The 24,933-nt window shown below is 71.8% G+C and carries 24 protein-coding genes; 16 read left to right on the forward strand and 8 right to left on the reverse strand.

Going from position 1 to position 24,933, the window contains the following annotated elements; all coding sequences use genetic code 11:
• The first annotated feature begins 239 nt into the window (after positions 1–239).
• From ACLJQZ_RS42950 to ACLJQZ_RS42965, 4 genes are read left to right on the forward strand one after another with little or no spacing between them, the layout of a single operon-like run.
• A complete protein-coding gene (locus ACLJQZ_RS42950; RefSeq protein WP_410626863.1) occupies positions 240–992 on the forward strand; it encodes an SDR family oxidoreductase in 753 nt (250 codons plus the stop codon).
• Positions 989–2,062 carry a phosphotransferase family protein gene (locus ACLJQZ_RS42955; protein WP_410626864.1) on the forward strand — a complete coding sequence of 358 codons (1,074 nt, stop codon included), beginning with the start codon at positions 989–991 and terminating at the stop codon, positions 2,060–2,062. Before ACLJQZ_RS42950 ends, ACLJQZ_RS42955 begins: the two co-directional genes overlap by 4 nt.
• Positions 2,063–2,719 (forward strand): histidine phosphatase family protein, encoded by a 657-nt coding sequence (locus tag ACLJQZ_RS42960; protein WP_410626865.1) that lies wholly within the window; start codon positions 2,063–2,065, stop codon positions 2,717–2,719.
• Between the two features lie 10 nt (positions 2,720–2,729).
• Positions 2,730–3,641 (forward strand): SMP-30/gluconolactonase/LRE family protein, encoded by a 912-nt coding sequence (locus ACLJQZ_RS42965; protein WP_410626867.1) that lies wholly within the window; start codon positions 2,730–2,732, stop codon positions 3,639–3,641.
• A gap of 53 nt (positions 3,642–3,694) precedes the next feature.
• Here the strand turns inward: ACLJQZ_RS42965 and ACLJQZ_RS42970 are convergent, their stop codons facing one another.
• Genes ACLJQZ_RS42970 through ACLJQZ_RS42985 form a run of 4 tightly spaced genes read right to left on the reverse strand, consistent with a single transcriptional unit; the run spans position 3,695 to position 7,461 of the window.
• Complete coding sequence (locus ACLJQZ_RS42970; protein ID WP_410626869.1) at positions 3,695–4,522, reverse strand: enoyl-CoA hydratase family protein; 828 nt, start codon at positions 4,520–4,522, stop codon at positions 3,695–3,697.
• Positions 4,519–5,211: an SDR family NAD(P)-dependent oxidoreductase gene (locus tag ACLJQZ_RS42975; protein WP_410626871.1), complete on the reverse strand. Its 693-nt coding sequence runs from the start codon at positions 5,209–5,211 to the stop codon at positions 4,519–4,521. The genes ACLJQZ_RS42970 and ACLJQZ_RS42975 overlap by 4 nt, the downstream gene beginning before the upstream one ends.
• Positions 5,208–6,716, reverse strand: a complete 1,509-nt coding sequence (locus tag ACLJQZ_RS42980) for a benzoate-CoA ligase family protein (protein WP_410626873.1) — start codon at positions 6,714–6,716, stop codon at positions 5,208–5,210. Before ACLJQZ_RS42980 ends, ACLJQZ_RS42975 begins: the two co-directional genes overlap by 4 nt.
• A complete protein-coding gene (locus ACLJQZ_RS42985) occupies positions 6,709–7,461 on the reverse strand; it encodes a creatininase family protein (RefSeq protein WP_410626875.1) in 753 nt (250 codons plus the stop codon). Before ACLJQZ_RS42985 ends, ACLJQZ_RS42980 begins: the two co-directional genes overlap by 8 nt.
• A 48-nt stretch (positions 7,462–7,509) precedes the next feature.
• Between ACLJQZ_RS42985 and ACLJQZ_RS42990 the strand changes: the two genes are divergently transcribed.
• The 5 genes from ACLJQZ_RS42990 to ACLJQZ_RS43010 all read left to right on the forward strand — a co-directional run bounded on the left by ACLJQZ_RS42990 (position 7,510) and on the right by ACLJQZ_RS43010 (position 12,343).
• A complete protein-coding gene (locus ACLJQZ_RS42990; RefSeq protein ID WP_410626877.1) occupies positions 7,510–8,325 on the forward strand; it encodes a PaaX family transcriptional regulator C-terminal domain-containing protein in 816 nt (271 codons plus the stop codon).
• On the forward strand, positions 8,322–9,116 hold the full coding sequence (locus ACLJQZ_RS42995; RefSeq protein WP_410626878.1) for a tryptophan 2,3-dioxygenase: 795 nt from the start codon (positions 8,322–8,324) through the stop codon (positions 9,114–9,116). Before ACLJQZ_RS42990 ends, ACLJQZ_RS42995 begins: the two co-directional genes overlap by 4 nt.
• Positions 9,113–10,306 (forward strand): kynureninase, encoded by a 1,194-nt coding sequence (locus tag ACLJQZ_RS43000; protein ID WP_410626879.1) that lies wholly within the window; start codon positions 9,113–9,115, stop codon positions 10,304–10,306. The genes ACLJQZ_RS42995 and ACLJQZ_RS43000 overlap by 4 nt, the downstream gene beginning before the upstream one ends.
• A gap of 163 nt (positions 10,307–10,469) precedes the next feature.
• Entirely contained in the window at positions 10,470–11,543 is a 1,074-nt protein-coding gene (locus tag ACLJQZ_RS43005; RefSeq protein WP_410626881.1) for a Glu/Leu/Phe/Val dehydrogenase dimerization domain-containing protein, read from the forward strand.
• Positions 11,540–12,343, forward strand: coding sequence for a serine hydrolase (locus tag ACLJQZ_RS43010; protein WP_410626883.1), 804 nt, complete (start codon positions 11,540–11,542; stop codon positions 12,341–12,343). The genes ACLJQZ_RS43005 and ACLJQZ_RS43010 overlap by 4 nt, the downstream gene beginning before the upstream one ends.
• Before the next feature lie 605 nt (positions 12,344–12,948).
• Here the strand turns inward: ACLJQZ_RS43010 and ACLJQZ_RS43015 are convergent.
• Positions 12,949–13,893 (reverse strand): LysR substrate-binding domain-containing protein, encoded by a 945-nt coding sequence (locus tag ACLJQZ_RS43015; RefSeq protein WP_410626885.1) that lies wholly within the window; start codon positions 13,891–13,893, stop codon positions 12,949–12,951.
• An 84-nt stretch (positions 13,894–13,977) separates the two neighbouring features.
• On the opposite strand from ACLJQZ_RS43015, the gene ACLJQZ_RS43020 reads away from it, so the two are divergent.
• The gene (locus ACLJQZ_RS43020; protein WP_410626886.1) at positions 13,978–14,925 is read left to right on the forward strand and encodes an MBL fold metallo-hydrolase; all 948 of its coding nucleotides are present in this window, start codon (positions 13,978–13,980) and stop codon (positions 14,923–14,925) included.
• On the opposite strand, the gene ACLJQZ_RS43025 is transcribed toward ACLJQZ_RS43020, so the two are convergent.
• The 3 genes from ACLJQZ_RS43025 to ACLJQZ_RS43035 form a co-directional block, all read right to left on the reverse strand.
• A complete protein-coding gene (locus ACLJQZ_RS43025; protein ID WP_410626887.1) occupies positions 14,915–16,159 on the reverse strand; it encodes an FAD-binding protein in 1,245 nt (414 codons plus the stop codon). The two genes, ACLJQZ_RS43020 and ACLJQZ_RS43025, sit on opposite strands and share 11 nt — an antisense overlap.
• Before the next feature lie 118 nt (positions 16,160–16,277).
• On the reverse strand, positions 16,278–16,466 hold the full coding sequence (locus ACLJQZ_RS43030) for a DUF5302 domain-containing protein (RefSeq protein ID WP_247055714.1): 189 nt from the start codon (positions 16,464–16,466) through the stop codon (positions 16,278–16,280).
• An 82-nt stretch (positions 16,467–16,548) separates the two neighbouring features.
• Positions 16,549–17,505, reverse strand: coding sequence for a winged helix-turn-helix transcriptional regulator (locus tag ACLJQZ_RS43035; RefSeq protein ID WP_410626889.1), 957 nt, complete (start codon positions 17,503–17,505; stop codon positions 16,549–16,551).
• Between the two features lie 138 nt (positions 17,506–17,643).
• On the opposite strand from ACLJQZ_RS43035, the gene ACLJQZ_RS43040 reads away from it, so the two are divergent.
• The 6 genes from ACLJQZ_RS43040 to ACLJQZ_RS43065 all read left to right on the forward strand — a co-directional run bounded on the left by ACLJQZ_RS43040 (position 17,644) and on the right by ACLJQZ_RS43065 (position 24,600).
• A complete protein-coding gene (locus ACLJQZ_RS43040) occupies positions 17,644–19,116 on the forward strand; it encodes a carotenoid oxygenase family protein (RefSeq protein ID WP_410626891.1) in 1,473 nt (490 codons plus the stop codon).
• Between the two features lie 74 nt (positions 19,117–19,190).
• Positions 19,191–20,807 carry a class I adenylate-forming enzyme family protein gene (locus ACLJQZ_RS43045; RefSeq protein WP_410626893.1) on the forward strand — a complete coding sequence of 539 codons (1,617 nt, stop codon included), beginning with the start codon at positions 19,191–19,193 and terminating at the stop codon, positions 20,805–20,807.
• A 4-nt stretch (positions 20,808–20,811) separates the two neighbouring features.
• Positions 20,812–21,999, forward strand: coding sequence for an acetyl-CoA acetyltransferase (locus ACLJQZ_RS43050; protein WP_410626895.1), 1,188 nt, complete (start codon positions 20,812–20,814; stop codon positions 21,997–21,999).
• Positions 21,996–23,102 carry a thiolase family protein gene (locus ACLJQZ_RS43055; RefSeq protein ID WP_410626897.1) on the forward strand — a complete coding sequence of 369 codons (1,107 nt, stop codon included), beginning with the start codon at positions 21,996–21,998 and terminating at the stop codon, positions 23,100–23,102. The genes ACLJQZ_RS43050 and ACLJQZ_RS43055 overlap by 4 nt, the downstream gene beginning before the upstream one ends.
• Positions 23,099–24,085 (forward strand): LLM class F420-dependent oxidoreductase, encoded by a 987-nt coding sequence (locus tag ACLJQZ_RS43060; RefSeq protein ID WP_410626899.1) that lies wholly within the window; start codon positions 23,099–23,101, stop codon positions 24,083–24,085. Before ACLJQZ_RS43055 ends, ACLJQZ_RS43060 begins: the two co-directional genes overlap by 4 nt.
• Entirely contained in the window at positions 24,082–24,600 is a 519-nt protein-coding gene (locus ACLJQZ_RS43065) for a pyridoxamine 5'-phosphate oxidase family protein (protein WP_410626901.1), read from the forward strand. Before ACLJQZ_RS43060 ends, ACLJQZ_RS43065 begins: the two co-directional genes overlap by 4 nt.
• The last annotated feature ends 333 nt before the right edge of the window (positions 24,601–24,933 follow it).

Raw genomic sequence — 24,933 nt, forward strand, 5'->3', positions numbered from 1 at the left:
ACTGTGAACCATTGCCCCGGCCTGGGCGGACGCGCTTGTATGACTTGCCTGCGCCGGTGGCTCCGCCTCCCCTCACGGCCCACCCGGGCGCAGGCGAACCGGCCGCGTGAGCGGTTCCGGCTCCGGTTCACCCGGCCGCGTTGTGCGACCGGCCGGTGTGGCCGCGCGATGACCGGTGGCCCGGCGACGCCCCCAGCGCCGGGCCACCGGTCTTATTACCACCGGGTAGCATCCGGTCCATGACGCTCCGGAAGAACATCCTGATCACGGGCGCGAGCAGCGGCTTGGGCGAGGGCATGGCCCGGCAGTTCGCGGCGAAGGGACGCAACCTCGCGTTGTGCGCCCGGCGCACGGAGCGCCTCGAAAAACTCGCCGCCGAGCTCATGGCGGCCCACCCCGGGATCAAGGTCGCGACGCGCACCCTGGACGTCACCGACCACGACAGCGTCTTCCGCGTCTTCGAGGAGTTCCGCGCCGAGCTGGGGTCCCTCGACCGGGTGATTGTGAACGCCGGGCTCGGGAAGGGGCAGCCGGTCGGCAAGGGCCGGTTCGACGCCAACCGCCAGACCCTCGAAGTCAACTTCGTCGCGGCCGCCGCGCAGATCGAAGCGGCCGCCGGGATCTTCCGCGAGCAGGGCTCCGGGCACATCGCCGTCGTCTCGTCGTTCAGCGCGATCCGCGGCCTGCCCGGCAACCTCACCGCGTACGCCGCGTCGAAGGCGGGCATCTCGACCTTCGTCGACGGCACCCGCGCGGAGCTGAAGCGCAAGGGCATCGCCGTCACCGACATCCGGCCGGGCTACATCGAGTCCGAGATGAACGACCGGATCGGCCGGAACCCGTTGCTGGCCAAGGCCGACGCCGGGGCCCGCGCGCTGGTGAAGGCGATCGAGGCCGAGGGCTCGCGGGCGTACGTCCCGGCGTGGCCTTGGGTGCCGCTCAGCCTCGCCATGCGCGTCGTGCCGGTCTGGATCCTGCGGAAGTTCGCGTGAGCATCAACAGCACCGACAGCACGGTCGACGTCCGCGCCGAGGACGTCTTCGACGCCGCAGCGGCGCACGAGTGGCTGGCGGTCCGCGTCGAAGGCCTCGGCGCCGAGCCGCCGCGGGTCCGGCAGTTCCCCGGCGGCGCGTCGAACCTCACCTACCTGCTGACCTACCCCGACCGGGAGCTGATCCTGCGCCGCCCGCCGGCCGGGCACAAAGCCGCGTCGGCGCACGACATGCGGCGCGAGTACCGCGTGCAGCACGCGCTCAAGCCGGTGTTCCCGTACGTGCCGAAGATGCTCGCCTTCGGCGACGACCCGGCCGTGCTCGGCGGCGACTTCTACGTGATGGAGAAGCTCGACGGCCTGATCCTGCGCGGCGACCTCCCCGAGGGCATGACGCTCACGCCGGAGCAGGCGCGCGAGCTGTCCGGCAAGGTCGTCGACCGGCTGGTCGACCTGCACGCCGTCGACGTCGAGCGCGCCGGGCTGAGCGACCTGGGCAAGGGCGCGGGGTACGTCGAGCGGCAGATCCGCGGCTGGTCGGACCGGTTCACCGCGGCGCGCACGGACAACGTCGGCGACTTCGCCGAGGTGCGCGCGTGGCTGGCTTCGAACCAGCCCGGCGAGGTGAAGATCTGCCTGATCCACAACGACTACCGCCTCGACAACCTGGTGCTGGACGGCGCGGAGACGCTGAACATCACCGGTGTCCTCGACTGGGAGATGGCGACGCTCGGCGACCCGCTGATGGAGCTGGGCAGCATGCTGGCCTACTGGGTGGAGGCCGGCGACGACGACGTCATGCAGGCCAGCCGCCGCCAGCCGACGCACCTGCCGGGCACGTTCACCCGCGAGGAGTTCGTCGCGCGCTACGCCGGGAAGACCGGGCTGGAGATCGGCGACTGGCGGTTCTACGAGGTCTACGGCCTGTTCCGGCTCGCCGCGGTGCTGCAGCAGCTCTACCGGCGCTACCACGACGGCGCCACGCGCAACCCGGCGTTCAAGGACTTCTGGCAGTTCGTCGGTTACCTCGACTGGCGCTGCCGCGAGATCATCGCGAAGGGGAAGGTCTGAGTGGGCGCGATCTACCTGGTCCGGCACGGACAGGCGTCGTTCGGCGCGGCGGACTACGACGCGCTGTCCCCGCGCGGCTTCGAACAGTCCACTGTGGTCGGTGCGGAACTACTGCGCCGCAACGTCTTCTTCAGTCAGGTCCGGTCCGGCACGCTCGCGCGGCAACGCGACACCGCGGCGACGGCGTTGAAGGTAGTGGGAACCGACGTCCCGGTGGTCGAGGACCCGCGCTGGAACGAGTACGACCACGTCGACATCGGCGTGCACCACGCGGGCGGCGCGCCGCAAGAGGACTCGCGCGCTTACCAGGGCGTGCTGGGCAAGGCGCTGACGTCGTGGATCGAGGCGGGCGCCGACGGGCCGTGCGCGGAGACGTGGCCGGCGTTCCTCGCCCGCTGCCGCGGCGCGCTGGCAGACCTGGTCGCGACGCTGGGCAAGGGGGAGCACGCGGTCGTGTTCACTTCCGGCGGCGTGATCGCCACCGTCTGCGGCGCGCTCCTGGGCACGCCCGAGGTGGGCCTGCTCAGGCTCAACCGCGTCACCGTCAACGGCGGGATCACCAAGCTGGTGTCCGGCCGCGGCGGCGTCACGATGCTGTCGTTCAACGAGCATCCGCACTTCGAAGCGGACGCGGCCCAGCTGCTCACCTACCGGTAGGAGACGTTCGATGCGGTTCGGCGAGGTCACGCTCATCGAGGTCGGCGGCCACGGCCCGGAGGACGTCGTCCTCGACGGCGAGGGCCGGATCTACACCGGCGTCGACGACGGCCGCATCCTGCGGCACACCGCGGACGGCCGCGGCGCGGAAACCATCGCCGACACGGGCGGCCGTCCGCTGGGCCTGGAGCTGTACGGCGACGACGAGCTGCTGATCTGCGACGCGCGGGCCGGTCTGCTGGTGGTGCCGCTGGCCGGCGGCACGCCGAGGACCCTGGCGACGTCGGCGCTGGGCCTGGACTTCGTGTTCTGCAACAACGCGGCCGTGGCTCTTGATGGGACGATCTACTTCACGGACTCGTCGCGCCGCTTCGGCATCGACAACTGGCGCGACGACCTGATCGAGCAGACCGGGGGCGGCCGCCTGCTGCGCCGCACCCCGGACGGCGCGATCGACCTGGTCCTCGACGGCCTCCAGTTCGCCAACGGCGTCGCGCTGGCCCCGGACGAGTCGTTCGTGGCGGTCGCGGAGACGGGCGCCTGCCGGGTGACGCGCGTCCGGCTGAGCGACGGCCACGCCGACGTCCTGATCGACGACCTGCCGGGCTTCCCGGACAACATCTCCACGGGCACGGACGGCCTGATCTGGATCACGCAGGCGTCCCCTCGCGTGGCCGCTCTGGACGTGGTGCGCCGCCTCCCGGCGCCGGTGCGGGCGGGGATCCGCGCGCTCCCGACGTGGCTGCAGCCCCGCCCGGGCCGCGAGGTCGGCGTGCTGGGCGTCGCGGCGGACGGCAAGGTGCACCGCGAGCTGCGCGGCGAGATCGACGGCTTCCACATGCTGGTGGGCGTCCGCGAGTGGCGGGGCCAGCTGTACTTCGGCTCGCTGGAGGACTCCAAGATCGCCGTCACCCGGGTCTGACCGGTCGTGAGTGAGAAACAGTGTTAGAACACTGTTTCTCACTCACGACCGCTTCAGCGGCCGGTCCAGCGGGGTTCGCGGCCCGCCGACCAGGCCGCGTAGAACTCCTTGTGGTCCTTCGCCGTCATCAGCAGCGCCTGGGTCATCGCTTCCAGCTCGATCGCGCTGCCCAGGTCCATGTCCAGCTCGCGGGTCAGCAGCACCTTTGTCGTCGCGTACGCCAACGCCGGGCCGTCCGCCAGGCGGCGGGCCAAAGCGGTGGCGGCGGCGGGCAGGTCCTCATCGGGAACCACCTGTGTGGCCAAGCCGATCTCGGCGGCGCGGGAGGACGACACCTTGTCGCCCAGGATCAGCAGTTCCGTCGCGCGGCCCAAGCCCACCAGGCGCGGCAGGAGGTACGCCGAACCCATGTCCGCGCCCGCCAGGCCGACCTTCGTGAACAGGAACGCGAACTTCGCCGACTGGGCCAGCAGCCGGAAGTCGCTCGCCAGGGCGATCACCGAACCCGCGCCCGCCGCGACGCCGTTGACCGCCGCGATCACCGGCAGCGGGCACTCGCGCAGGGCTTTCACGACCGCGCCCGTCATGCGGGTGAACTCGAGCAGCTCCGCCGTCTCGAACTTCTGCAGCTCGCCGATGATCTCCTCGACGTCGCCGCCGGAGCAGAACCCGCGGCCACGCCCGGTGATCACCAGCACCCGCACGTCCTCGTGCTGCGGCAGTTCGATGATCAGGTCCCGCAGATCGGCGTAGACGTCGAAGGTCAGCGCGTTCAGCTTTTCGGGCCGGTCGAGGGTCACCGTGGCGACGCCGTCGGCCACGGTGAACTCGAAGTGCTCCCACTCCTTCGTGAGCGCCGCGGTCGCGCGGAACGGGCTCATAGCTGGATTCCTCCGCCGTCGAGTACGAGGGTCTGGCCGTTGATCGCGGCGGCCTCGGGGGCCGCCAGGAAGGACACCGCGAACGCCACTTCGCCCGGTTCCAGCAGCCTGCCCAGCGGAGACGCCGCCGCCAACGCCGCCTCGGCGTCCTCGGACGCGCGTCCGGTGTGCTCCTGGATCCGCGCCACCGACGTCGCCGTCATGTCGGTGCGCACGAACGCCGGGCACACCGCGTTCGCTGTGACACCGGTGCCCGCCAGCTCCGCCGCGACCGCCCGCATCAGCCCGGCCGCCGCGTGCTTCGACGCTGTGTAGGCGGCGGTGTAGCGGTAGCCGACGTGCGACGTGGTCGACGCGACCGTGACGATCCGGCCGCGGTCGCGCTCGCGCATCCCGGGCAGCACCGCCCGGGTGCAGAGGAACGCACCCGTCGCGTTGACCTCGATCTGCGCGTTCCAGTCTTCGAGCGTGGTCCGGGAAAGCGTTGCACTGGAAGAGATCCCGGCGTTGTTGACCAGGACGTCCACCGGTCCTGCCGCCGCGAAGTACGCCGAGACGGCGTTCTCGTCGGTGACGTCGCATTCGGTACGGCCCGGCGCCAGCACGGTGTCACCCGCGTCGCGAAACCGCGCGGCGATCGCGGCGCCGATGCCGCGCGTGCCGCCGGTGACCACGACCAGGCGGCTCACGGGCGGGCCGCCAGCGCGCGCCGGTCGAGCTTGCCGTTGGCGGTGCGGGGGAGTTCGGTCACGAAAATCACCTCACGGGGGTATTTGTGCTTGGCCAGGTGGGCTTTCGCGTGGTCCTTCAGCTCGTCGGCAGACGCCGTGGCGCCCGGCGCGAGCACGACGTACGCGCGCGGCAGCACCAGGCCGCCGGCCTCGTGGCCGACGACCGCGCAGTCCGTCACCGCGGCGTGCCCGAGCAGGCAGTCCTCGATCTCGCCGGGCGCGACGAACACGCCGCCGACCTTGAGCAGCGCGTCGGCGCGCCCGTGGTGGCGGAAGAATCCTTCGGAACGGCTGAACAGGTCACCGGACGTCAGCGTGTCGCCGTCGAACGTCTTCGCGGACTTCTCCGCGTCGCCGTAGTACTCCAGTGCGATCGTCGGCCCGGTGACCCGAAGCGGCCCGATTTCGCCGTCGGGCAACGGGTTTCCGAGTTCGTCGACGACCTGCGCGGTGTAACCGGGCACCTCGGTCCCGAGCGTCCCGACCTGAACCGAGCCCGGGCGGTTCGACAGGTAGATGTGGTACGCCTCGGACGACCCGATGCCGTCGATCACCGGCACGCCGAACGCCGCGTCCCACTTCCGGTGCAGCTCCGCGGGCAGCGCCTCACCCGCCGAGGTCGTCAGCCGCAGGCAGCTCAGGTCCTGCTCCGCCGCGGCCGGGTGCGCGATCATCGCGCTCATCATGGTCGGCACGTTCACCAGCACGCTCGGCCGGTAGCGCGCGATCAGCTCGAACATCAGGTCCGCCGTGCTGCGTTCGGGGAACGCGATCCCGGCCGCGCCGACGCCGAACGGGAACAGCGCCACCAGATCGCGCGCGTACCCGAAGAACAGCTTGGGCACGGCCAGGATCCGGTCGTCCTCGCGCAATCCGAGCACCTGGACGGCGTACCGCTCGAAGCTCTCTTTCGCACTCCGCAAGGGATGTACGCACGCCTTGGGCGCACCGGTGCTACCGGTGGTGAACTTCCAGATCCCGACGTCGTCCAGCGTGGTCGGCGCGGCTTCGAGTTCGTCGGACGCGGCGTCGAGCAGTGTCCGGAATGGACGTTCGCCGGGGAGAAGCTCGGCTTCGGGCACGCCGGTGACCAAAAGGTTCCGCGCGCCCGCTTCGCGGAGTGCGGGCAGCGTGACGGCGTCCGCGATGACCGCGACGGCCTCGGTGTAGCCGAGGTAGTACGTGTAGTCCTTGGGCTGCAGGAACGGGTAGACCTCCGCGGTGACCGCGCCGATCTTCTGCGCGCCGTACCAGGTGGCGACGAACTCCTCGCCGTCGCTCAGGGCGAGCAGCACCCGCTGTCCGCTTCGGACACCGGCGTCGCGCAGCACGTTCCCGGCGCGGTTGACCAGCTTCGCCAGCGACGCGTAACCGACTTCCCGCGAGCCGACGAACAACGCGGTCCGGTCCGTTGACGCGTACCGGTCGACGAAGTGCGTGGCGAGGTTGAACGGTTCAGGCACGGGCCAGCTCCCGGATCGCTTCCACCAGCAGATCGGTCAGCACCGAGAAGGTCTCTTCGCCCTCTTCGGCCGTCGCTTCGGCGGGCTTGCCGCAGTAGGCGTCGGCCATCCCCATTTCGACGAAGCCGCCATCGGACGGCGCCGAAGCCAGGCTGACCGGGACGTGCGGCAGCTCCCGCATGACGGCCTGGTCGACCAGCTCGGGCCGGTCGGCCAGCACCAGCGACGTCTCGTACCGCCCGGCGTGGCACTCGCCCGAGCGGAACTCCTCGGTGAGGCGCTGCGCGTGCCGCCGCCGGACCAGGTCCAGCAGCGCGACGTGCCCGGCGTAGGCGAAGTTGAGCGTCTCCACCGCACGCCGCAGCGTGACCAGGTGCGCGGGCTCGAAGTGGTTGTTGACCAGCAGGATCCGCGGCAGGCGCTGGCCGATCAGCGCGGCACCGACGTCCACGAGCAGCGAATGCAGCGTCTTCTCGCCGATGTGGATGCCGCCGGCGAACCCGGCCGCGAACCGCGTCACGCCGTACGGGATCTCGGGGAGGATCAACACCCGGACGTCGTCGTCGGCGGCCAGCCGGGCGGCCGCGCGCTCGCACATCCCGCGGGAGATCAGCGGGTCCGTGCCCAGCGGCGCGTGCGGGCCGTGCGGCTCGACCGCGCCCAGCGGGAGCAGCAGCACCGGGACGCGGTCACCCGACGCGAGCGCGCCGACCTGGCGCGAGCTGAGGTCCGCGAAGTACGTCACGCAAATCAAGCTACACCGCAGCGGCCTGAGGTGTATAGAGTTGCGCCCGTGCCCGTCGACGCCTTCGAAGCCAGCCCCCAGGAGCTGGTCGTGACGTTGCTGGGCAGCTACGTCCACCCGCGCGAGACGCGCCGGGTGTGGTCGGGCGGCCTGGTCGCGGTGCTCGCCGAGCTGGGCTTCTCCGACGGCGCGGCCCGGATCGCGCTCACCCGCCTGGTGCGGCGCGGCCTGCTCACGCGCCACCGCGAGGGCCGTACGGTGCACTACTCGCTGACCCGCCGCACCGTCGCCCTGCTCGCCGACGGCGATCACCGGATCTTCTCCCTCGGCCGCCGCGAGCGCGCCGCCGGCGAGTGGACGGTGCTGTGGCAGAGCATCCCCGAGACCCGCCGCCAGGCCCGCGAACGGCTGGTGCGGCGGCTGCGGTTCCTCGGCTTCGGGCCGTACGCGGACGGCACCTGGATCGCCCCGCACGACCGCGAGGCCGAGGTGCTCGCGCTGCTCGGCGAGCTGGACGTCACCGAGCACGCCGGGCTGCTGCTCGGCCGGCCGTCGGCCGCGCTCGACGTCCGCCGGTTCGCCGGCCGGGCCTGGGACCTCGACGAGCTGGCCGCGCGCTACACGGCGTTCGTCGAGCAGTTCGGCCGTCACGCCGGCGAAGAGCTGGCCGACGCGACCGCGTTCGACGTCCGCACGCGGCTGGTGCACACCTTCCGCGCGTTCCCGTCGCTCGACCCTGAACTGCCCGCCGACCTGGTGCCCGCACCGGATCACCGGGCGGCCGCCGTCGAGCTGTTCCACGATCTGTACACCGCGCTGGCCCCCGCGGCCCAGCGCCACTTCGACGAGGTGACCAAGGGATGACCGACATCGACGCCAAGACGCAGGAAGCGCTGAGCTACACCTCGTACCTGGCGCTGGACGAGGTGCTGGGTGCCCAGCGGCCGCGTTCCGAAGAGCACGACGAGCTGCTGTTCATCGTGATCCACCAGGTGTACGAACTGTGGTTCAAGCAGATGCTGCACGAAGCGACGTACCTGCAGGAGTGCCTCGAAGCGGGCACGACCGCGCACGCGATCCGCACCGTGCGGCGGATCCTGTCGATCCTCAAGGTCGCCGTCGCGCAGATCGACGTCCTGGAGACCATGACGCCCAGCCAGTTCACCAGCTTCCGCACCCGGCTGGACGCCTCCAGCGGCTTCCAGTCGGCCCAATTCCGGGAGCTGGAGGCCGTGCTCGGGCGCCGCGACGAGCGTGTCTTCGCGCACTACCCCGAAGGCGGCGAGCAGCGCAAGGGCATCGCCGACGCGATGGCGCGGCCGTCGTTGTTCGACTCTTTCCTCGCGTACCTCAAGGCTTCTGGCTACCCGGTCGAGTGTGATCGAGACGTCACTCGACCGGTGGAGCCCTCCCCGGCCCTGCAGGAGATATTGCTGGACATGTACCGCGACGACGGCGGCCCGTCGGTCGTCGCCGAATGTCTGGTGGATCTCGATGAAGGGATGCAGGAGTGGCGCTACCGGCACGTGAAGATGGTCGAACGCACCATCGGCGACAAGACCGGGACAGGGGGCTCATCCGGCGCGACTTACCTGCGTACCACGCTCTTCCAGCCGATGTTCCCGGATCTCTGGGCAGTACGGAGCCGATTGTGACCTCGCTCGACGAAATCCGCGCGGACTCGAACGCCCTGGCCGCGCACTACACGCGGTTCTCGGTGCGGGAACGCCTCCTGCTCTCCGGGCACTCGCACCAGGCCTGGCCCGACGTCGCCGAAGAAGGGCTCCTCGAGTCCTTCGCCGACGCCGCCCGGGACGTCGACCTGAAGTGGGACCGGGCCTTCGCGAAGGCCGACGAGCTGCGCGCGGGCTTCCGCCTGCTGCTCGGCGACCCGCACGGCGAGTACGCGCTCGGCGCGAGCACCCACGACCTGGTGCTGCGGTTCCTGTCCGCGATGGAGCTGCCCCGAAGACCACGGCTGGTGACCACCGAAGGCGAGTTCCACACGCTGCGCCGTCAGCTCGCGCGCCTCGAAGAGGAGGGCGTCGAGGTCGTGCGCGTGCCGGTCGAACCGGTGACGACGCTGGCCGAGCGCGTCGCCGCCGAGGTCGACGACCACACGGCCGCGGTGCTCGTGTCGGCCGTGCTCTTCGAGACGTCCCGGCTGGTCCCGGGCCTCGCGCACCTTGCCGACGTCTGCCGCGACCGCTCGATCGAGCTGGTCGTGGACGCCTACCACGCGCTCGGCGTGGTGCCGTTCCCGCTGCACGACCTGGGCCTGACCAACGCCTGGGTGCTCGGCGGCGGTTACAAGTACCTGCAGCTGGGCGAGGGCAACTGCTTCCTGCGGCTGCCCGCGCACGCCCAGGAGCTGCGGCCGGTGATCACCGGCTGGTACGCCGAGTTCGGCGCGCTCGCCGACGAGCGGCGGCCCGGCGGGGTCGCCTACGCCATGGGCGGCGACCGGTTCGCCGGCGCCACCTACGACCCGGCGAGCCACTATCGCGGCGCCCGCGTCCAGCGGTTCTTCGCCGAGCAGGGCCTCACGCCGGAGTTCCTGCGCGAGGTGTCGCAGCACCAGGTGGGCCTGCTCGCCGACGTCTTCGACAAGCTCGCGCTGCCCGAGGGTGTCGTCACCCGCGACCGCGAGACGCCGCTCGGCCTGCTCGGCGGCTTCCTCTCGCTGCGGTGCGCCGACGCCGGTGCGCTGCAGGCCGCGCTCGCCGCGCAGGGCGTCCGCACCGACAGCCGAGGGCCGTACCTGCGCTTCGGCCCGGCGCCGTACCTCTCCGACACGCAGCTGGAGACGGCGATGGGCACGCTCGGCGCGGTGGTGCGCGGCTGAGATTACCGGTCCGTATCGCGGGACCTGTACTGGTCCGGCGAGCGGCGGCGATCTAGGTTGGTGCCGGGAACCCGCGGGCGGACGACCTCCGCGCCCGGTCCCGCCAACCATCGAAGCGCGTCCCGGCCACGAACCGGACGCGGGAGACAAAGGAGTCACCACCGTGACCGAAGGAGTGTTCGCCCGGAGCTCCGGGCACGAACAGGTCGTGTACTGCCACGACGAAGCCAGTGGCCTGAAGGCCATCATCGGCATCTACTCCACGGCGCTCGGTCCCGCACTGGGCGGGACGCGCTTCCACCCCTACGCCACCGAAGCCGACGCGCTCGACGACGTGCTCGCGCTGTCCAAGGGCATGGCGTACAAGAACGCGCTGGCCGGGCTCGACCTCGGCGGCGGCAAGGCCGTCATCCTCGGCGACCCGAAGACGCTCAAGTCCGAAGCGCTGCTGCGCGCGTACGGGCGCTTCGTGCAGTCCCTGGGCGGCCGCTACATCACCGCTTGCGACGTGGGCACGTACGTGCACGACATGGACGTCGTGGCGCGCGAGTCCCGTTTCGTCACCGGCCGTTCGCCCGAGGACGGCGGCGCCGGCGACTCGTCCGTGCTGACCGCGTTCGGCGTCTTCCAGGGCATGCGGGCCTCGGCCGAGCACCTCTGGGGCAGCCCGGACCTGGCCGGCAAGCGCGTCGGCGTGGCCGGCGTCGGCAAGGTCGGGTACATCCTCGTCGGGCACCTGGTCGAGGCCGGGGCGCAGGTGACGATCACCGACGTCTACGCGCCGGCCATCGAGCGCACCCTGGCGCTGTACCCGGACGTCAAGGCCGTGTCCGATGTGGACACCCTGCTGCGCGCCGAGCTGGACGTCTTCGCGCCGTGCGCGCTCGGCGGCGTGCTGAACGACGACACCGTGCCGGTGCTGGGCGCGCGCATCGTGTGCGGCGCGGCCAACAACCAGCTCGCGCACGCGGGCGTCGACAAGCAGCTCGCCGACCGCGGCGTGCTGTACGCGCCGGACTACCTGGTCAACGCCGGCGGCGTGATCCAGGTCGACGACGAGCGCCACGGGTTCGACTTCGCGCGCGCCAAGCGCAAGACCACGGCGATCTTCGACACGACGAAGGCCGTGTTCGCGCTGGCCGACGCCGACGGCGTGCCCCCGGCGACGGCGGCCGACCGGCTCGCCGAGCGGCGGATGGCGGAGGTCGGCCGGCTGCGGTCCATCATGACCGTGTGAGTCTTTCCTCTCTGTTCGAGGCGGTGGGCGTGCGGGGTTTCCTGCACGTCCGCCGGCTCGGTTCCGCCTCCGAGGTCTGCTGCGACGCCGACGCGCCGGTCGTCCTGGCGTCGGTGGTGAAGGTGGCGCTGGCGTTCGAGTTCGCCCGCCAGGTCGAGGCGGGCCTGCTCGACCCGGCGGACCGCGTGCGCGCCACGGCCGCGGATCGCCTGGGCGGCAGCGGCTCGTCGGGCTTCGCCGACGACGTCGAGTACAGCCTGCGCGACGCGGCCCTGCTGGCCCTGTCGGTGTCCGACAACACCGCCGCGGACCTGCTGTTCGACCGCGTCGGCGTGGAGAACGTCCGGTCGCTGCTGGCCGAGCTGGGCCTGACCCGCACGAGGATCATCGGCGCCCCGCGCGACCTGCTGCGCACGATCATCGAGGACACGTCGGCGGGCGTTCCGCTGCGAGCCCTGGATCCGCTACGCACCACGGCGAGCACCCCGCGGGAGATGACCGGCCTGCTGTCGGCGATCTGGAGCGACGACGTCGCCGGAGCCCAGGTCCGCGAGTGGCTTTCGGCGCAGGTCAGCTGGCACCGCCTCACGGCGGGGTTCCCACCGGAGGTAGCGGTGGCGACCAAGACGGGCACGATGCCGGGCATCCGCAACGAGATCGGCATCGCGACGTACCCGGACGGCACCTCGTACGCGATCGCGGTGTTCACGGTGGGCGGCGCGGAAACCTTGCGCCGCCCGGACATCGACCGAGCCATCGGCGACGCGGCCCGGGCCGCGGTCGATCAACTGCGCTCGTGAGTGTTTAGGGCGGTTAGAACCGCCCTAAACACTCACGACGTGGTGGGGGGCCGCCCGAGCCGGTCAGCCGCGGTCGTGAGTGTTCAGGGCGAACCTGCTTTTGGTGACCAGCCGGTTCCGGCAGGCAGTCTGCGGTTGCCGAGGCGTTGCGGCTGGGGGGTCGTGAGTGTTTAGGAGGGTTCTAACCCTCCTAAACACTCACGACCGGTACCGGTGTGGCGCGTGTGACTTCTGGTGCGGGGGGCCTGGGTCGGCTGATGCCGGGCCTGCTCGACGCGGACCAGCGGTCGGCGGGCTGTTGTCCACAGTTTCGTCGTGATGTGGACAACCTGGCTGCCCAGCGGCTTTCCGAGCGGTCTCGTGGGGGCCGCCGATAGGATCGGACAGGGGACGCCCGCCCCAGGGATGAGCGAGGATCCCGGCGAAGTCGCCATACCGCCCGGGTCGGCTCACGGTGCCAGGGCTGGATGAGGCGCGGCCCGCAGCCCGGCCGAGATCCCAGCGCCTGGATGACCTTTCAGGACCTCCGAGGTCCCGTGTAGGTCATTCGATACAGCGTCCCGCCGGCTGAGTACCGCCGGGGATGGGCGGGGGGCACGCCGCCGTCAGCCGCGCTCGTAGAAGACGTCCCACGGACGGGCGCCGCTCGGATCCGGGGGCACGATCCGTGAAACCCCGTCGTCCCGCAGCACCCCCGCCGCGATCTCCGCGAGCGTCGCCGCCTGCGGGTGCGGGCTCGACGATGGCCAGGCGAACGCCATCCGCGCGTCCAGCTGCTCCTTCAGCGGCCGCCAGACCACGCGTGGTTCCTTGCGCGCGGTCGGTTCGAACGCGACGCCGTGCCCGGCCAGGACCAGGCCCAGCGCGAACTCCGGGTTGCGCGCGTGCCGGACGGCCGCCGGGCGGAAGCCGTGCTCCCAGCAGGTGCGCAGCAGCGCGTCGTAACTGCCGGGCGCCGCCGCGCGCGGGGCGTGCACCAAGCCTTCGCCCGCCAGGTCGGCCAGCGCCAGCGACGAAGAGCGGGCCAGCGGCGAGTCGCGGGGGAGGAGCACGCCCAGGGGCGTGTCGATCGCGGGGCCGAGGTCGAGCCCGACGACGTCGACCGGCAGCTGCAGCAGCCCCGCGTCGAGTTCGCGGTCGGCCAGCAGCCGGGTCTGTTCGGCGGTGGTCAGCTCCTGCAGGTCGAGGCGGATGCCGGGACACCGCTCGGCGAACGCCGTGAGGATCGCGGCCAGCACCCGGCCCGGCAGCTCCGGCGGCACGCCCGCGCGCAGGGCGTCCAGCTCGCCGCGCTCGGCCTTCGCGACCAGCGACGTCATCCGCTCCCAGCGCGCGAGGAGGTCCCGGGCCTCGGTCCGCAGCACCTCGCCGGCCTCGGTCAGCGTGACGCGGCGGCCGCGGTCGAACAGCTTCGCGCCCAGCTCGGCTTCGAGGCGTTTGACGCGCTGGCTCAGCGGCGGCTGCGCGATACCGAGCCGGTCGGCGGCGTGCCCGAAGTGCAGTTCCTCGGCGACGACGAGGAAGTACCGCAGCGAACGGAGGTGGTCCACGCTGCGATGATAGCTGTTTACATATCGACATGCCGACGGATCGATCTTGGACAACGGCGCCGGACCCGTGATCGGGTGGCCGCCATGAACACAGGACTCAGCAGACGCGGGCTGTTCGGCGCGGGCGCGGCGGCGGCCACGATCCTCGCCGGGGTGCCGGCCGCTTCGGCAGCCACCAGGAGGACGTCGCGGATGACGTTGCGGTGGTGGGGGAACAACAGCTGGGAGATCCGCGTGCCGGGCTCGACCGGCACGAAGACGATCCTCATCGACCCGTGGCTGACCCGGTTCAAGACCGGGACGTACACGCCGGCGGGCGCGGACCCGAAGACGCCGCTGTCGGTGAACGAGGCGCTGATCGACGGCTACCTCGACCGCGGCGAGCTGCGTGCGGACCACATCCTCGTCACCCACGGCCATTACGACCACCTCACCGACGTCCCCTACCTGGCGAAACGCACCGGCGCGACGGTCTTCGGCACCGAGACCCATTTGAGTCTCATGGTCGCCCTCGGCGCCCCGGAGGACCAGCTCGCGATCGCGAGCGGCGGTGAGGACCTGACCTTCGACGGCTACTCGATCCGGATCTTCCGGTCCCTGCACTCGGCGACCGGCGCCCGGGCGCGGGTGCCGTTCCCCGGCTCGCGCCCGCTGTCCCGCCGTAACAAGCCGAAGGTCATCGAGGACCTCTACGAGGGCGGCACGCTGGCCTACCAGGTGACGGGCGGCGGCGCGAGCGTCCTGGACTTCGGCGGCTCGAACTACGTCGAGTCCGAGCTGGTCGGTCTGCGCCCGGACGTCGTCCTGGTCCCGGCGGGCGGCGCGAAGGTGTTGCAGTACGTGCCCCGCCTGCTGCGCACCCTGGGCCACCCGCGCTACGTGGCCCCCACGCACTGGGACGACTTCGACCTCCCGCTGGGCCAGGCGAAGGACCCCAACGGCGGCCTGGAGATCCTGCGCAAGGCGGTGTCGGCGGCGAGCCCGGGGAGTGCGTTCGTGGTGCTGGACCACCTGGGCTCGTTCACGCCGTGAGCTGCTCCCCGAAGACGTGCCTGCGGAGGTACGGGCTACGGAAGGCGCCCCGCGGGTCGAGTTCCTCGGCCAGCGCCCGGAACCGCGGCAGCTCCGGGTAGCGCTCGGCGGCCCACCCGTCGCCGTGGAACACCTTCCCCCAGTGCGGCCGGGCGCCGAAGGGGGCCAGCCGCTCCTGGATCAGCGGCAGCAGCGCCGCGACCGCGTCCGGCTTCGGCTGCCAGGTGAAGTGGATGCCTACGCGGTCCCCGCCGTGGCACGGGCTCAGCCACAGGTCGTCGCCGGCGACCGTGCGGATCTCGGACACGTGCAGGGCCGTGGCCAGCTGCTCGCCGAGCGCGCGGATCTCGGTCAGCGCGGCGACGGCGTCCGCGCGGGGCACGAAGAACTCCGACTGCAGCTCTTCGCCGATACTGGGCACGGAGTCCAGCCGGAAGTGCGGCAGCCGGTGGTGCCAGGGCCCCGGCACGCCCCAGTCGGTGAAGTTCGCGCCCGGCGGCGAAGTCATCCGCGTCCCGCCGTGGAACTCGATCGGCCCGGGCACGCTCGAGCCCGGGGCGACACGGCGTTTGAGCAGGACCAGGCCCGCGGTCTCGCCGACCCAGGGGGTGAACAGGCTCACGCTGTAGCCGGCGGCCTGCAGCTCGTCGAAGCCGTCGAGCACCGACGACCACGGGATCGCCACGAACCCGTCCTGCTGCACCGAGAACGACGGCACGAGGTCGAGGGTCACCCGCGTGACGACGCCGAGCGCGCCGAGGCCGACCACCAGGCCGGGGAAGACGTCCGGGTCCTGTTCGCGGCTGTAGCGGCGCAGCGTGCCGTCGGCGGTGACCAGTTCGAGGCCGGAGACGGCCGCCGAGAGGTTGCGGACCCGCTCGCCGGACCCGTGGGTGGCGGTGGCGACGCTGCCGGCGACCGTGCAGTGCGGCAGCGACGCGAGGTTCTCCAGGGCGAACCCGGCTTCGTCGACGGCCTCGACGAGGTCGCCGTACCGGGTCGCCGCGCCGACGGTGACCGTGGCCGCGGCGGCGTCGACGACCGTGGGGACGTCGAGGCCGGCCAGGTCGACCAGGACACCGCCGGGGAAGTCCGCGACGTCGTTGAAGGAGTGCCGGGTCCCCAGCGCCTTGACCTTCGGCGCGTCCGCCACCAGCTTCCGGAGCTCGTCGACGCTGCCCGGCCGGGCGATCCGGTCCGCGCCGAAGTGGTGGTTGCCCGCCCAGTTCTTCATCCCCGCACGGTATCGAGGGCGCGTGCGGGGCGGTGCCGCCCGGATCGAAGACACGGGAAACCCCTGAACACGCCGAAGGCCCCCACCGCGAGCGATGGGGGCCTTCGGCAGGGAGATCTCAGCCGCTCTTGCGCCGGAACGTGCGCTTGTTCGCCGCCGGGCCGTGGGCGTGCTGGTTCTTGCCGCCACCGCTCTCGTTCGACGCACCGGAGCGCGCGTGCGCCTGCTTGCGCTCCAGCGCCTCGCGGAACTTGCGCTTGACGTCGTCCTCCTCCTCGCCGCTGGGCGAGGGATTCGGTTCACTCATGCTTACCTCCGGAACTGACGACGTGTGACCACTCCAGCCTGGCAGTGGCCGGAGCGAATGGCGAGTCGATTAGGTCACGCCGTCACCGTTTGGGCGTCGGTACTCCGCCGAACTGCACCGACTTGCGGGTCAGGGGACGGCCACAATGGTCGCACAGGAGCATCGGCCGCAGCCGGTTGCCGCATTCGACGTGGTTCAGCGTGATGTCGGGCTCCTGGCCGGTGACCTCGAACCCGCGCGACCACTCGGCGATGAATGCCAGTGCCGGGAAGAAGGCCAGGCCCTTGGCCGTCATCCGGTAGTCACGCGCGTCCGTGCGCGTGGCCGCCGTGCCCGTGCGCAGCACGCCGACCTCGACGAGCTTGCTCAGCCGGGCCGACAGCACGCTCGGCCCGATACCCAGCTCGCGTTCGAACTCCGAGAAGTGCCGCGCGCCGAGCAGCGCCGACACCAGCAGCCCGGTCGACCAGCGGTCGCCGAGCAGTTCCATCGTGTCCGGGAAGAACATCAGCGGGTCGCCGGCCAGGCCTTCGGCGTCCTTGCGGCGGAAGCGCTTGGACGCCGTCGCGGCGGCGACGCCGGTGCTGTCGAGGCGTTCGGCGCGGACGTCGCGCGCGTCCACCCGGCGGCCGCAGGCGCCGCACCCGAGGGGCGCTGATGTAGTCAGCTCGCAGTCGAGGTGGATCAGCGTCGGCAGCACCTCGCGGCGGCCGTCGACCCACTCGCGCTCCCAGGCCCAGATGGAGATCAGCAGCGGCCACAGCTCGAGGCCGCGCTCGGTGAGCCGGTACTCGTGCCGGGTCCGGCGGGCGTCCCGGTACGGCACGCGCACGAGCATGCCCGCGTCCACCATGTCCCGCAGGCGCCCGGACAGCGCGGTCGGGGAGATGCCCAGCCGCAGGCGCAGCTCTTCGTACCGCCGGAAGCGCAGGAACAGGCTCTGCAGGATCAGCAGCGTCCACTGGTCGCCGACGACCTCGAGCGCTCTGCGAAGAGGATCCCCCGCAGGTCGCACGCGCTGTGCAGTCGCTTCCGTCACGTGTGTTCCCCCTTGTTACTTCGTCGCCGAGCGTACACCTGGCTACAGGAAAAGAAGCCTATTGACACCTGGCTACACAAATCATAGTCTCGTCTCCATCAGCCAGCGCGGTGAGCCCGAGAACCAGGGAGAAGCCCGATGACCAGCACCTCCGAACAGCCGCTGATGGTGGCCCGGACGGCGGACGGCGACGAGGCCAACCCCTACCTCCTGGGCGTCTACGCCCCGGTCGGCACCGAGATCGACGCGGCGGACTTGCAGGTCATCGGCGAGATCCCGAAGGACCTCAACGGCGTCTACCTGCGCAACGGCCCCAACCCGCGGTTCGCCCCGGAAGGCCGCTACCACTGGTTCGACGGCGACGGCATGATTCACGCCGTCCACCTGGAGAACGGCAAGGCCCGCTACCGCAACCGCTGGGTCCGCACCAAGGCCTTCGAGGCCGAGTCCGAGGCCGGCAAGGGCCTCTGGACCGGCGTCATGGAGAACCCGAAGGGCAACCCCTTCGGCAACGGCCACGGCCTGGGGCTGAAGGACAACGCCAACACCGACGTCGTCTTCCACCGCGGCCGCATCCTCGCCACCTGGTACCTGTGCGGCTCGCCGTACGGCGTCGACCCGCTCTCCCTGGAGACGCTGGGCGCCGAGGACTTCCTCGGCACGCTGGTCGGCGACATGATGGCCCACCCCAAGGTGGACGAGGCCACCGGCGAGCTGTTCTGGTTCGACTACGGCCCGCGCCCGCCCTACCTGCGCTACGGCGTCATCAGCGCGGACGGCCAGGTCGTGAAGACCACCGAGATCGAGCTGCCCGGCCCGCGGCTGCCGCACGACATGGCCATCACCGAGCACTACGCGGTGCTGATGGACCTGCCGCTGGTCCAGGACCTCCAGGCCGCGAAGCAGGGCCGCCACAAGCTGCACTTCGACCGCTCGATGCCGAGCCGGTTCGGGGTCATGCCACGCTACGGGGAAGGTAGCCAGATCCGCTGGTTCGAGGCCGGCCCGTGCTACATCTACCACGTCGTCAACGCCTGGGAAGAGGGCGACGAAGTCGTCCTCGACGTCTGCCGCGTGAGCAAGCCGCAGCCCAGGGCCGACGCGCACACGCCGCTGGCGAAGATGCTCTCCTACCTGCGGCTCGACGCCCAGCTGCACCGCTACCGCTTCAACATGCGGACCGGCGCGTGCACGGAGACGCCGCTCGACGACGCCAACACCGAGTTCCCGACCGTCGACGCCCGGGGCGTCGGCACGCGGAACCGGTACTCCTACACGGTGCACATCTCGCCCGAGTCGACGCTGAAGTTCGACGGGCTCGTGCGCTACGACAATCTTGCCGGCTCCAAGACCGAATACCGGTTCGGTCCCGGTCGGTGGGGCAGTGAGGCGCCCTTCGCACCCCGCGATGGCGCATCCGTCGACTCGGCGGACGGTTATCTGGTGACGTTCGTGCAGGACGAGCGTGAGGGACGCTCGGAACTGGACATCTTCGACGCCGCCGATCTCGCTGCCGGACCCGTGGCCAGGGTCCTGCTACCCCAGCGGGTTCCACTCGGATTCCACGCGACGTGGGTCCGGGCGGACCAGCTGGACAGCCTCCGCGCATGAGATGCCATCGAGAGGGTCGTGCCCGGGATCTCCGGGCACGGGGATGGTGGAGTGCGGAGACGATCGACCGGCTCGTGAAGGAGCGGGTCAGTGCCGACCCGGAGGGTCTCGCGCTGGTCGATCCACCGAACACCACCGCACTGGTCGGACGCGACCCGGTGCGGTGGACCTGGAACCGGCTCGACGAACGTGTCGACGTCCTGGCCGCGTTCCTGCTCGCCAGAGGGGTGCGAGCAGGAGACGTCGTGGCCGTGCAGCTGCCGAACTGCTCGGCCCTGGTCCAGGCGTTCCTCGCGATCGTGCGGATCGGCGCGATCGTCACCCCGTTCCCGGTGTCCTACCGGGAGCACGAGATGGGCCCGATGTGCCGGCGCACCGGGGCCGTCGGGGTGATCACCGCATCCAGATACGGCGAGCACGAGCTCGCCGGGGCGGCCCTTGGGCTGGGCGTTGCGGCGCCGTCGGTCCGGTTCGTCGTCGCCCGGGGGGACGACGAACCGGCCGGCGCGCTGGCCTGGCCCGAAGAACCACTGTCCACGGCGGACAAGTCCGCTTTGGACGAATACCTGTCCACACTCGACATCGACGTCAACGACTGCGTGACGATCTGCTGGACGTCCGGTACCGAAGCCGAGCCCAGGGCGGTCCCGCGCTGTCACGGCGACTGGCTCGCCACCGCGGGCGGCTGCGCGCAGGCCGCCGGCCTCACGAGCGACGACGTCCTGCTGTCGCCGTTCCCGATGACGAACATGGCCGGCATCGGCGGGATGTTCCTGCCGTGGCTGCAGACCGGCGCGGTGTTCGTGCCGCACCACCCGTTCGACCTGCCCGTGTTCCTCGGCCAGCTCGCGGCCGAGCGCGTCACGTACACGCTCGCGCCGCCCGCGTTGCTGACCATGTTGCTGCACAACGAGAAGATCCTGTCCGGAGTGGACCTCTCGGCGCTGCGGCAGATCGGCTCCGGCTCGGCGCCGCTCTCGCCGTGGCTGGTCCGCACCTGGGCCGAGCGGCACGGGATCGACATCATCAACTTCTTCGGCTCCAACGAGGGCACCGCGCTGCTGTCCGGGCCGATCGACCTGCCGGACCCGGATCAGCGCGCGAGTTTCTTCCCGAACTACGCCGCCGACGTCACCTGGTCGACCCCGGTTGCCGGCTGGACGTCGGTGCGGCTGCACGACCCGGTGAGCGGTGAGCACGTGACCGAACCCGGTCAGCCCGGCGTGCTGCACATCGCCGGGCCGACGGTCTTCGCCGGGTACCTGACGCAGCTGGGGGAGCCGCTCGACACGTCGGCCTTCGACGACGACGGGCACTTCCGCACCGGCGACGTCTTCGAGATCGCCGGCGAGCGCGGCGAGTTCCTGCGCTACGTCGACCGCGCGAAGGACCTGGTCATCCGGGGCGGGATGAACATCTCGCCCGCCGAGGTCGAGGGCCTGCTGGCCGGGCACCCGGACGTCGCGGACGTCGGCGTCGTCGGCGTGCCCGACGAGGTGATGGGCGAACGCGTGTGCGCGGTCGTCGTGCCGGTGGAGCGCAAGCCGTCGCTCGAGGACCTGGTGGCCTACTTGCGCGAGCGGAAGGTCGCCGCGTTCAAGCTGCCGGAACGCCTGGAGTACGCGGAGGCCTTGCCCCGCAACCCGGTGGGGAAGATCCTGAAACGGCAGCTGCGGGAGAGTCTGGAGTGAGGCCATGACGGTGTTCGTGCTGGGCGGGGCGCAGACCGACTTCGCGCGCAACTTCGCGAAGGAGGGGCGCGGGATCTTCGAGATGTTCGCCGAGGTCGTGCCCGCGGCGCTCGCCGACGCCGGCGTGTCGGCGGCGGACGTCGGTGTCGCGCACGTCGGCAACCTCGCCGCGGAGCTGTTCACCGGGCAGGCCCAGCTCGGGGGCCTGCTGGTGGCGGCCGTCCCGGAGCTCGACGGCGTGCCCAGCACCCGGCACGAAGCCGCGTGCGCGTCCGGCAGCACGGCGGTGCTCGCCGCCTGCGCCGACCTCGAGTCCGGGCGCTACGACCTCGCGCTCGTCGTCGGCGTCGAGCTGATGCGCAACACCGACGGGCAGCGCGCGGCCGAGTACCTCGGGTCCGCCGCGTGGGCCGGGCACGAAGCCGTCGCCGCGAAGTTCCCGTGGCCCGCGCTGTTCGCCGACGTCGCCACCGCCTACGACGCGCGCTACGGCCTCGATCCCGCACACCTCGGGCAGTTCGCCGAGCACGCTTTCGCTCGTGCGGCGCGGAATCCGCTCGCGCAGGCCCGCGACTGGCAGTTCCCGGCCGGCGCGTTCGGCGCCGACGACGAGCTGAACCCGGTCATCGAGGGCAGCCTGCGCAAGCAGGACTGCGGCCGGATCACCGACGGCGCCGCGGCGGTCCTGCTGGCTTCGCCGGCGTTCGCGCAGCGCCTGGGCGGTGACTTCCCGCGCATCGCCGGGTTCGGCCACCGCACCGCGCACATCGGGCTCACCGAGAAGCTCGCCACTGGCGGCGAGTACCTGTTCCCGCAGCTGCGCGGCGCCGTCGTCGACGCCTACCGGCGCGCGGACGTGCCCGGGCCGGACGCGCTCGACGTCGTCGAGCTGCACGACTGCTTCACGATCACCGGGCTCGTCGCGCTGGAGCACCTCGGCGTCGCCCCGCCGGGTGACGGTGGCCAGTTCATCGCCGACGGCGGCCTCGACACGGCCGGGATCAACCCGAGCGGCGGCCTGCTCGGGCTCGGCCACCCGGTCGGCGCCACCGGCGTCCGCATGCTGCACGACGCCGCGCGCCAGGTGACCGGCACCGCGGGCGAGACCCAGGTCGACGGCGCGCGGACGGCGTTGACGCTCAACGTCGGCGGGTCGTTCACCACGGTCGTCACGACCATCGTGACGCGATGACGGCGTCGGTGCTGCTGACCGTGCGGACACCGCGCGGCAAGGCGTCCCCGCGTGGCGGGCTGGCCTCGGTGCCGCCGTTGTCGCTGGTCACTTCGCTGCTGGACGCGCTGGTCGCGCGCGGCCTCGATCCCGCGGTGGTCGACCAGGTGATCCTGGGGTGCGCGTCGCAGACCGGCGAGCAGGGCGCGAACCTGGCGCGGACGGCGGTGCTGGCGGCGGACTGGCCGGTGTCGGTGGCCGGGATGACGGTCAACCGGTTCTGCTCGTCCGGTTTGGACGCCGTCGCGGTGGGCGCGGCGCTGATCCGCGCGGGCGAAGCGGAAGTCGTGGTGGCGGGCGGCGTCGAGTCCGTTTCGCGCGTCCCGATGTTCACCGACGGCGGTCCACTGTGGACCGAAGAGCGGTTCGGCGCGGGCAACATGGGCGTCGCGGCCGACCTGGTGGCCGCCGACGAGGGCTTCACGCGCCCGGAACTGGACGCCTACGGACTCCGGACGCAGCAGCTCGCCGCCGCGGCCTGGAAAGACGGCCGGTACGAGGAGTCGCTCGTCCCGGTCGCCGGGCTGGCGCACGACGAACACGTCCGGCCGACGACGTCCGCCGAAGCCCTGGCCGAGCTGCCGTCGTCGTTCGGCGGCCTGCACACGCGCGGGACGTCGCCCTCGCTGGCCGACGGCGCCGGGCTGGTGCTGCTGGCTTCTCCCGAGGCGGCTTCGCGGCTGGGGCTGGCGCCGCGGGCGAACGTCCTGGGTTCGGTGACCGCGGGCAGCGACCCGATCCGGATGCTGCTGTCGGGACAGCTGGCCTTCTCGCGGCTGCTGGACCGGCACGGCGTGCGTCCGTCCGAAGTGGACGTCGTCGAGTTCGCCGAGGCGTTCGCCGCGCTGTGCCTGAAGATCCGGCGTGATCTCGGCTTCGGCGACGACGTCTTCAACGTGAACGGCGGCACCATCGCGATGGGCCACGCGTTCGGCGCCACCGGGGCGATCCTGCTGGCAGGCTGCGTCGACGAGCTGACCCGCCGCGGCGGGCGTTACGGTGTCACGGCGGTCAGCGGCGCCGCCGGATCGGGGACGGCGGTACTCGTGGAGCGTGCGGCGTGAGGCTTTCGGTGTCGTTGGGGTTGTGGCAGGACAGGCCGCCGGAAGAGGCGCTGGAGACGGCGCGCGCGGCGGAGGCCGCCGGGTACCCGGAACTCTGGATCGGCGAGATGGCGACGTGGGACGCGTTCGCCTTGGGCACAGCGATCGGCGCGGCGACGTCGCTTTCCCTGACCTTCGGGCCGCTCGCGGTGACGGTCCGGGACCCGGCGACGATCGCGATGGGCGTCGCGTCGGTCGCGGCCCTGACCGGCCGCGAGACCGGCGTCGCGCTCGGGACGTCCAGCGACGTCGTGGTCCGCGGCTGGCACGGCCGGTCCCGCGACCGCGCGGCGACGGCGCTGGAGGAGTCCGCGGTGGCCGTCCGGCAGCTCCTCGACGGGGCCAAGTCCGCTGTGGACGGCTCGGTCGTCGGCTCGCGGGGCTACCGGCTGCGGCTGCCCGCGCCGAAGTCGCCGCTGACGATCGCGGCGTTCGGCCCGCGCGCGCTGGACGTCGCGGCCCGGCACGCCGACCGGATGGTGGTCAACCTGGTCAGCCCGGCCGCCGCGGCCGCCCTGGTGCAGGGTCTGCATGCGGCTGCTTCGCGGGCCGGAACCACGCCGCCGCCGGTGGCCGCGTGGGTCGTCGGGGCGCTGGAGCCGTCGCCGGCCGCGATCGAGCAGCTGCGCCGGGGCGTCGTCGGCTACCTGGCGGCGCCGGGCTACGCGGACATGTTCCGCGCGGAGGGCTTCGGCGACCTGGTCGGCTTCGCGCGCACCCGGCCGCACCCGCGCGAGCTGCTCGCGGCGGTCCCGGTGGAAGCGATCGCGGCGGTCGGCCTGCTCGGCTCCCGCGACGACATCGCGCGCAAGATCGCCGACTTCGCCGCGGCGGGTGTCGACGAGCTGGCGATCGTGCCCGCGACCAGCGACGAGGACCCCGGCGGCGCCCGAACTCTCGCCGCGTGTCGAATCGGCGTGAGCTCGTTCGACGCAGAGGTATGACAGAGCCGATCAAGACCAAGAACCTCGACCAGTACGGGTCCGCCGCGCTCGCGTGGAGCCGGGCCCGCGACATCCTCGCCGCCGACACCCCCACGGCCGACCTGACGTTCTTCGTGGGGACGGTGCGCCCCGACGGGCGGCCGCACGCGGCCGGCGTCGGCGCCGTGTGGGTCGACGACGCGCTGTACTTCAAGGCCGGCCCGGGCACCCGCCGAGCCCGCAACCTGGCGGCGAACCCGGCGTGCACCGTGTCGGTGCGGCTGCGCGGCCTGGACCTCACCCTGGAGGGCGAAGCCGTCCAGGTCACGGACCCGGCCGTCGTGGAGCGAGTGGCGGCGGTCTACCGCGAAGGCGGCTGGCCGGCCACCGCGGACGGCGCCGCCCTGACCGCGCCGTACAGCGCCCCGAGCGCCGGACCCGCGCCCTGGCCCCTGTACCGCCTCTCTTTGCACCGGGCCATCGGCCTGGCCTCGGCCGAACCCCACGGCGCAACCCGCTGGGACTTCGCAACCTGACCCCAGCCGCCACCCCAGTCGCACCGCCCCACCCCAGCCGAGCCCACCCGCCGGCCCCTCGCCCCCCAGGTACGCGACCCGACCGCTTGGGTACGCAACCCGACCCTCCAGGTACGTGTGTCGACCTCCCAATCACGCGTGTCGACCTCTGAATCACGCGAGTCGACGCTCCCGTCACAGCGCTCCGGCCTTCGCAGCGGGACCTGCGGGACTGTTCCAAGATCGGTGTTTCCGGTCCGACACGCCGGGCCAAGGTCCGGCGGGATGGGCACTGTGAGTGATGACATCGGACCTTGTGAGTCCACGTAAGCGTGAGTCCAAGCCGGCGCGGGA

The sequence above is a fragment of the Amycolatopsis sp. cmx-8-4 genome (assembly GCF_046548675.1).
GTDB lineage: Bacteria > Actinomycetota > Actinomycetes > Mycobacteriales > Pseudonocardiaceae > Amycolatopsis.

What these genes read in the sequence shown, in the direction of transcription:
- ACLJQZ_RS43065 (WP_410626901.1), top strand. Translation starts at nt 24,082, where the DNA reads ATGACAGAGCCGATCAAGACCAAGAACCTCGACCAGTACGGGTCCGCC.
- ACLJQZ_RS42965 (WP_410626867.1), top strand. Translation starts at nt 2,730, where the DNA reads ATGCGGTTCGGCGAGGTCACGCTCATCGAGGTCGGCGGCCACGGCCCG.
- ACLJQZ_RS43055 (WP_410626897.1), top strand. Translation starts at nt 21,996, where the DNA reads ATGACGGCGTCGGTGCTGCTGACCGTGCGGACACCGCGCGGCAAGGCG.
- ACLJQZ_RS43040 (WP_410626891.1), top strand. Translation starts at nt 17,644, where the DNA reads ATGACCAGCACCTCCGAACAGCCGCTGATGGTGGCCCGGACGGCGGAC.
- ACLJQZ_RS42970 (WP_410626869.1), bottom strand. Translation starts at nt 4,522, where the DNA reads ATGAGCCCGTTCCGCGCGACCGCGGCGCTCACGAAGGAGTGGGAGCAC.
- ACLJQZ_RS43025 (WP_410626887.1), bottom strand. Translation starts at nt 16,159, where the DNA reads ATGAAGAACTGGGCGGGCAACCACCACTTCGGCGCGGACCGGATCGCC.
- ACLJQZ_RS42995 (WP_410626878.1), top strand. Translation starts at nt 8,322, where the DNA reads ATGACCGACATCGACGCCAAGACGCAGGAAGCGCTGAGCTACACCTCG.
- ACLJQZ_RS42950 (WP_410626863.1), top strand. Translation starts at nt 240, where the DNA reads ATGACGCTCCGGAAGAACATCCTGATCACGGGCGCGAGCAGCGGCTTG.
- ACLJQZ_RS43020 (WP_410626886.1), top strand. Translation starts at nt 13,978, where the DNA reads ATGAACACAGGACTCAGCAGACGCGGGCTGTTCGGCGCGGGCGCGGCG.
- ACLJQZ_RS43050 (WP_410626895.1), top strand. Translation starts at nt 20,812, where the DNA reads ATGACGGTGTTCGTGCTGGGCGGGGCGCAGACCGACTTCGCGCGCAAC.
- ACLJQZ_RS43030 (WP_247055714.1), bottom strand. Translation starts at nt 16,466, where the DNA reads ATGAGTGAACCGAATCCCTCGCCCAGCGGCGAGGAGGAGGACGACGTC.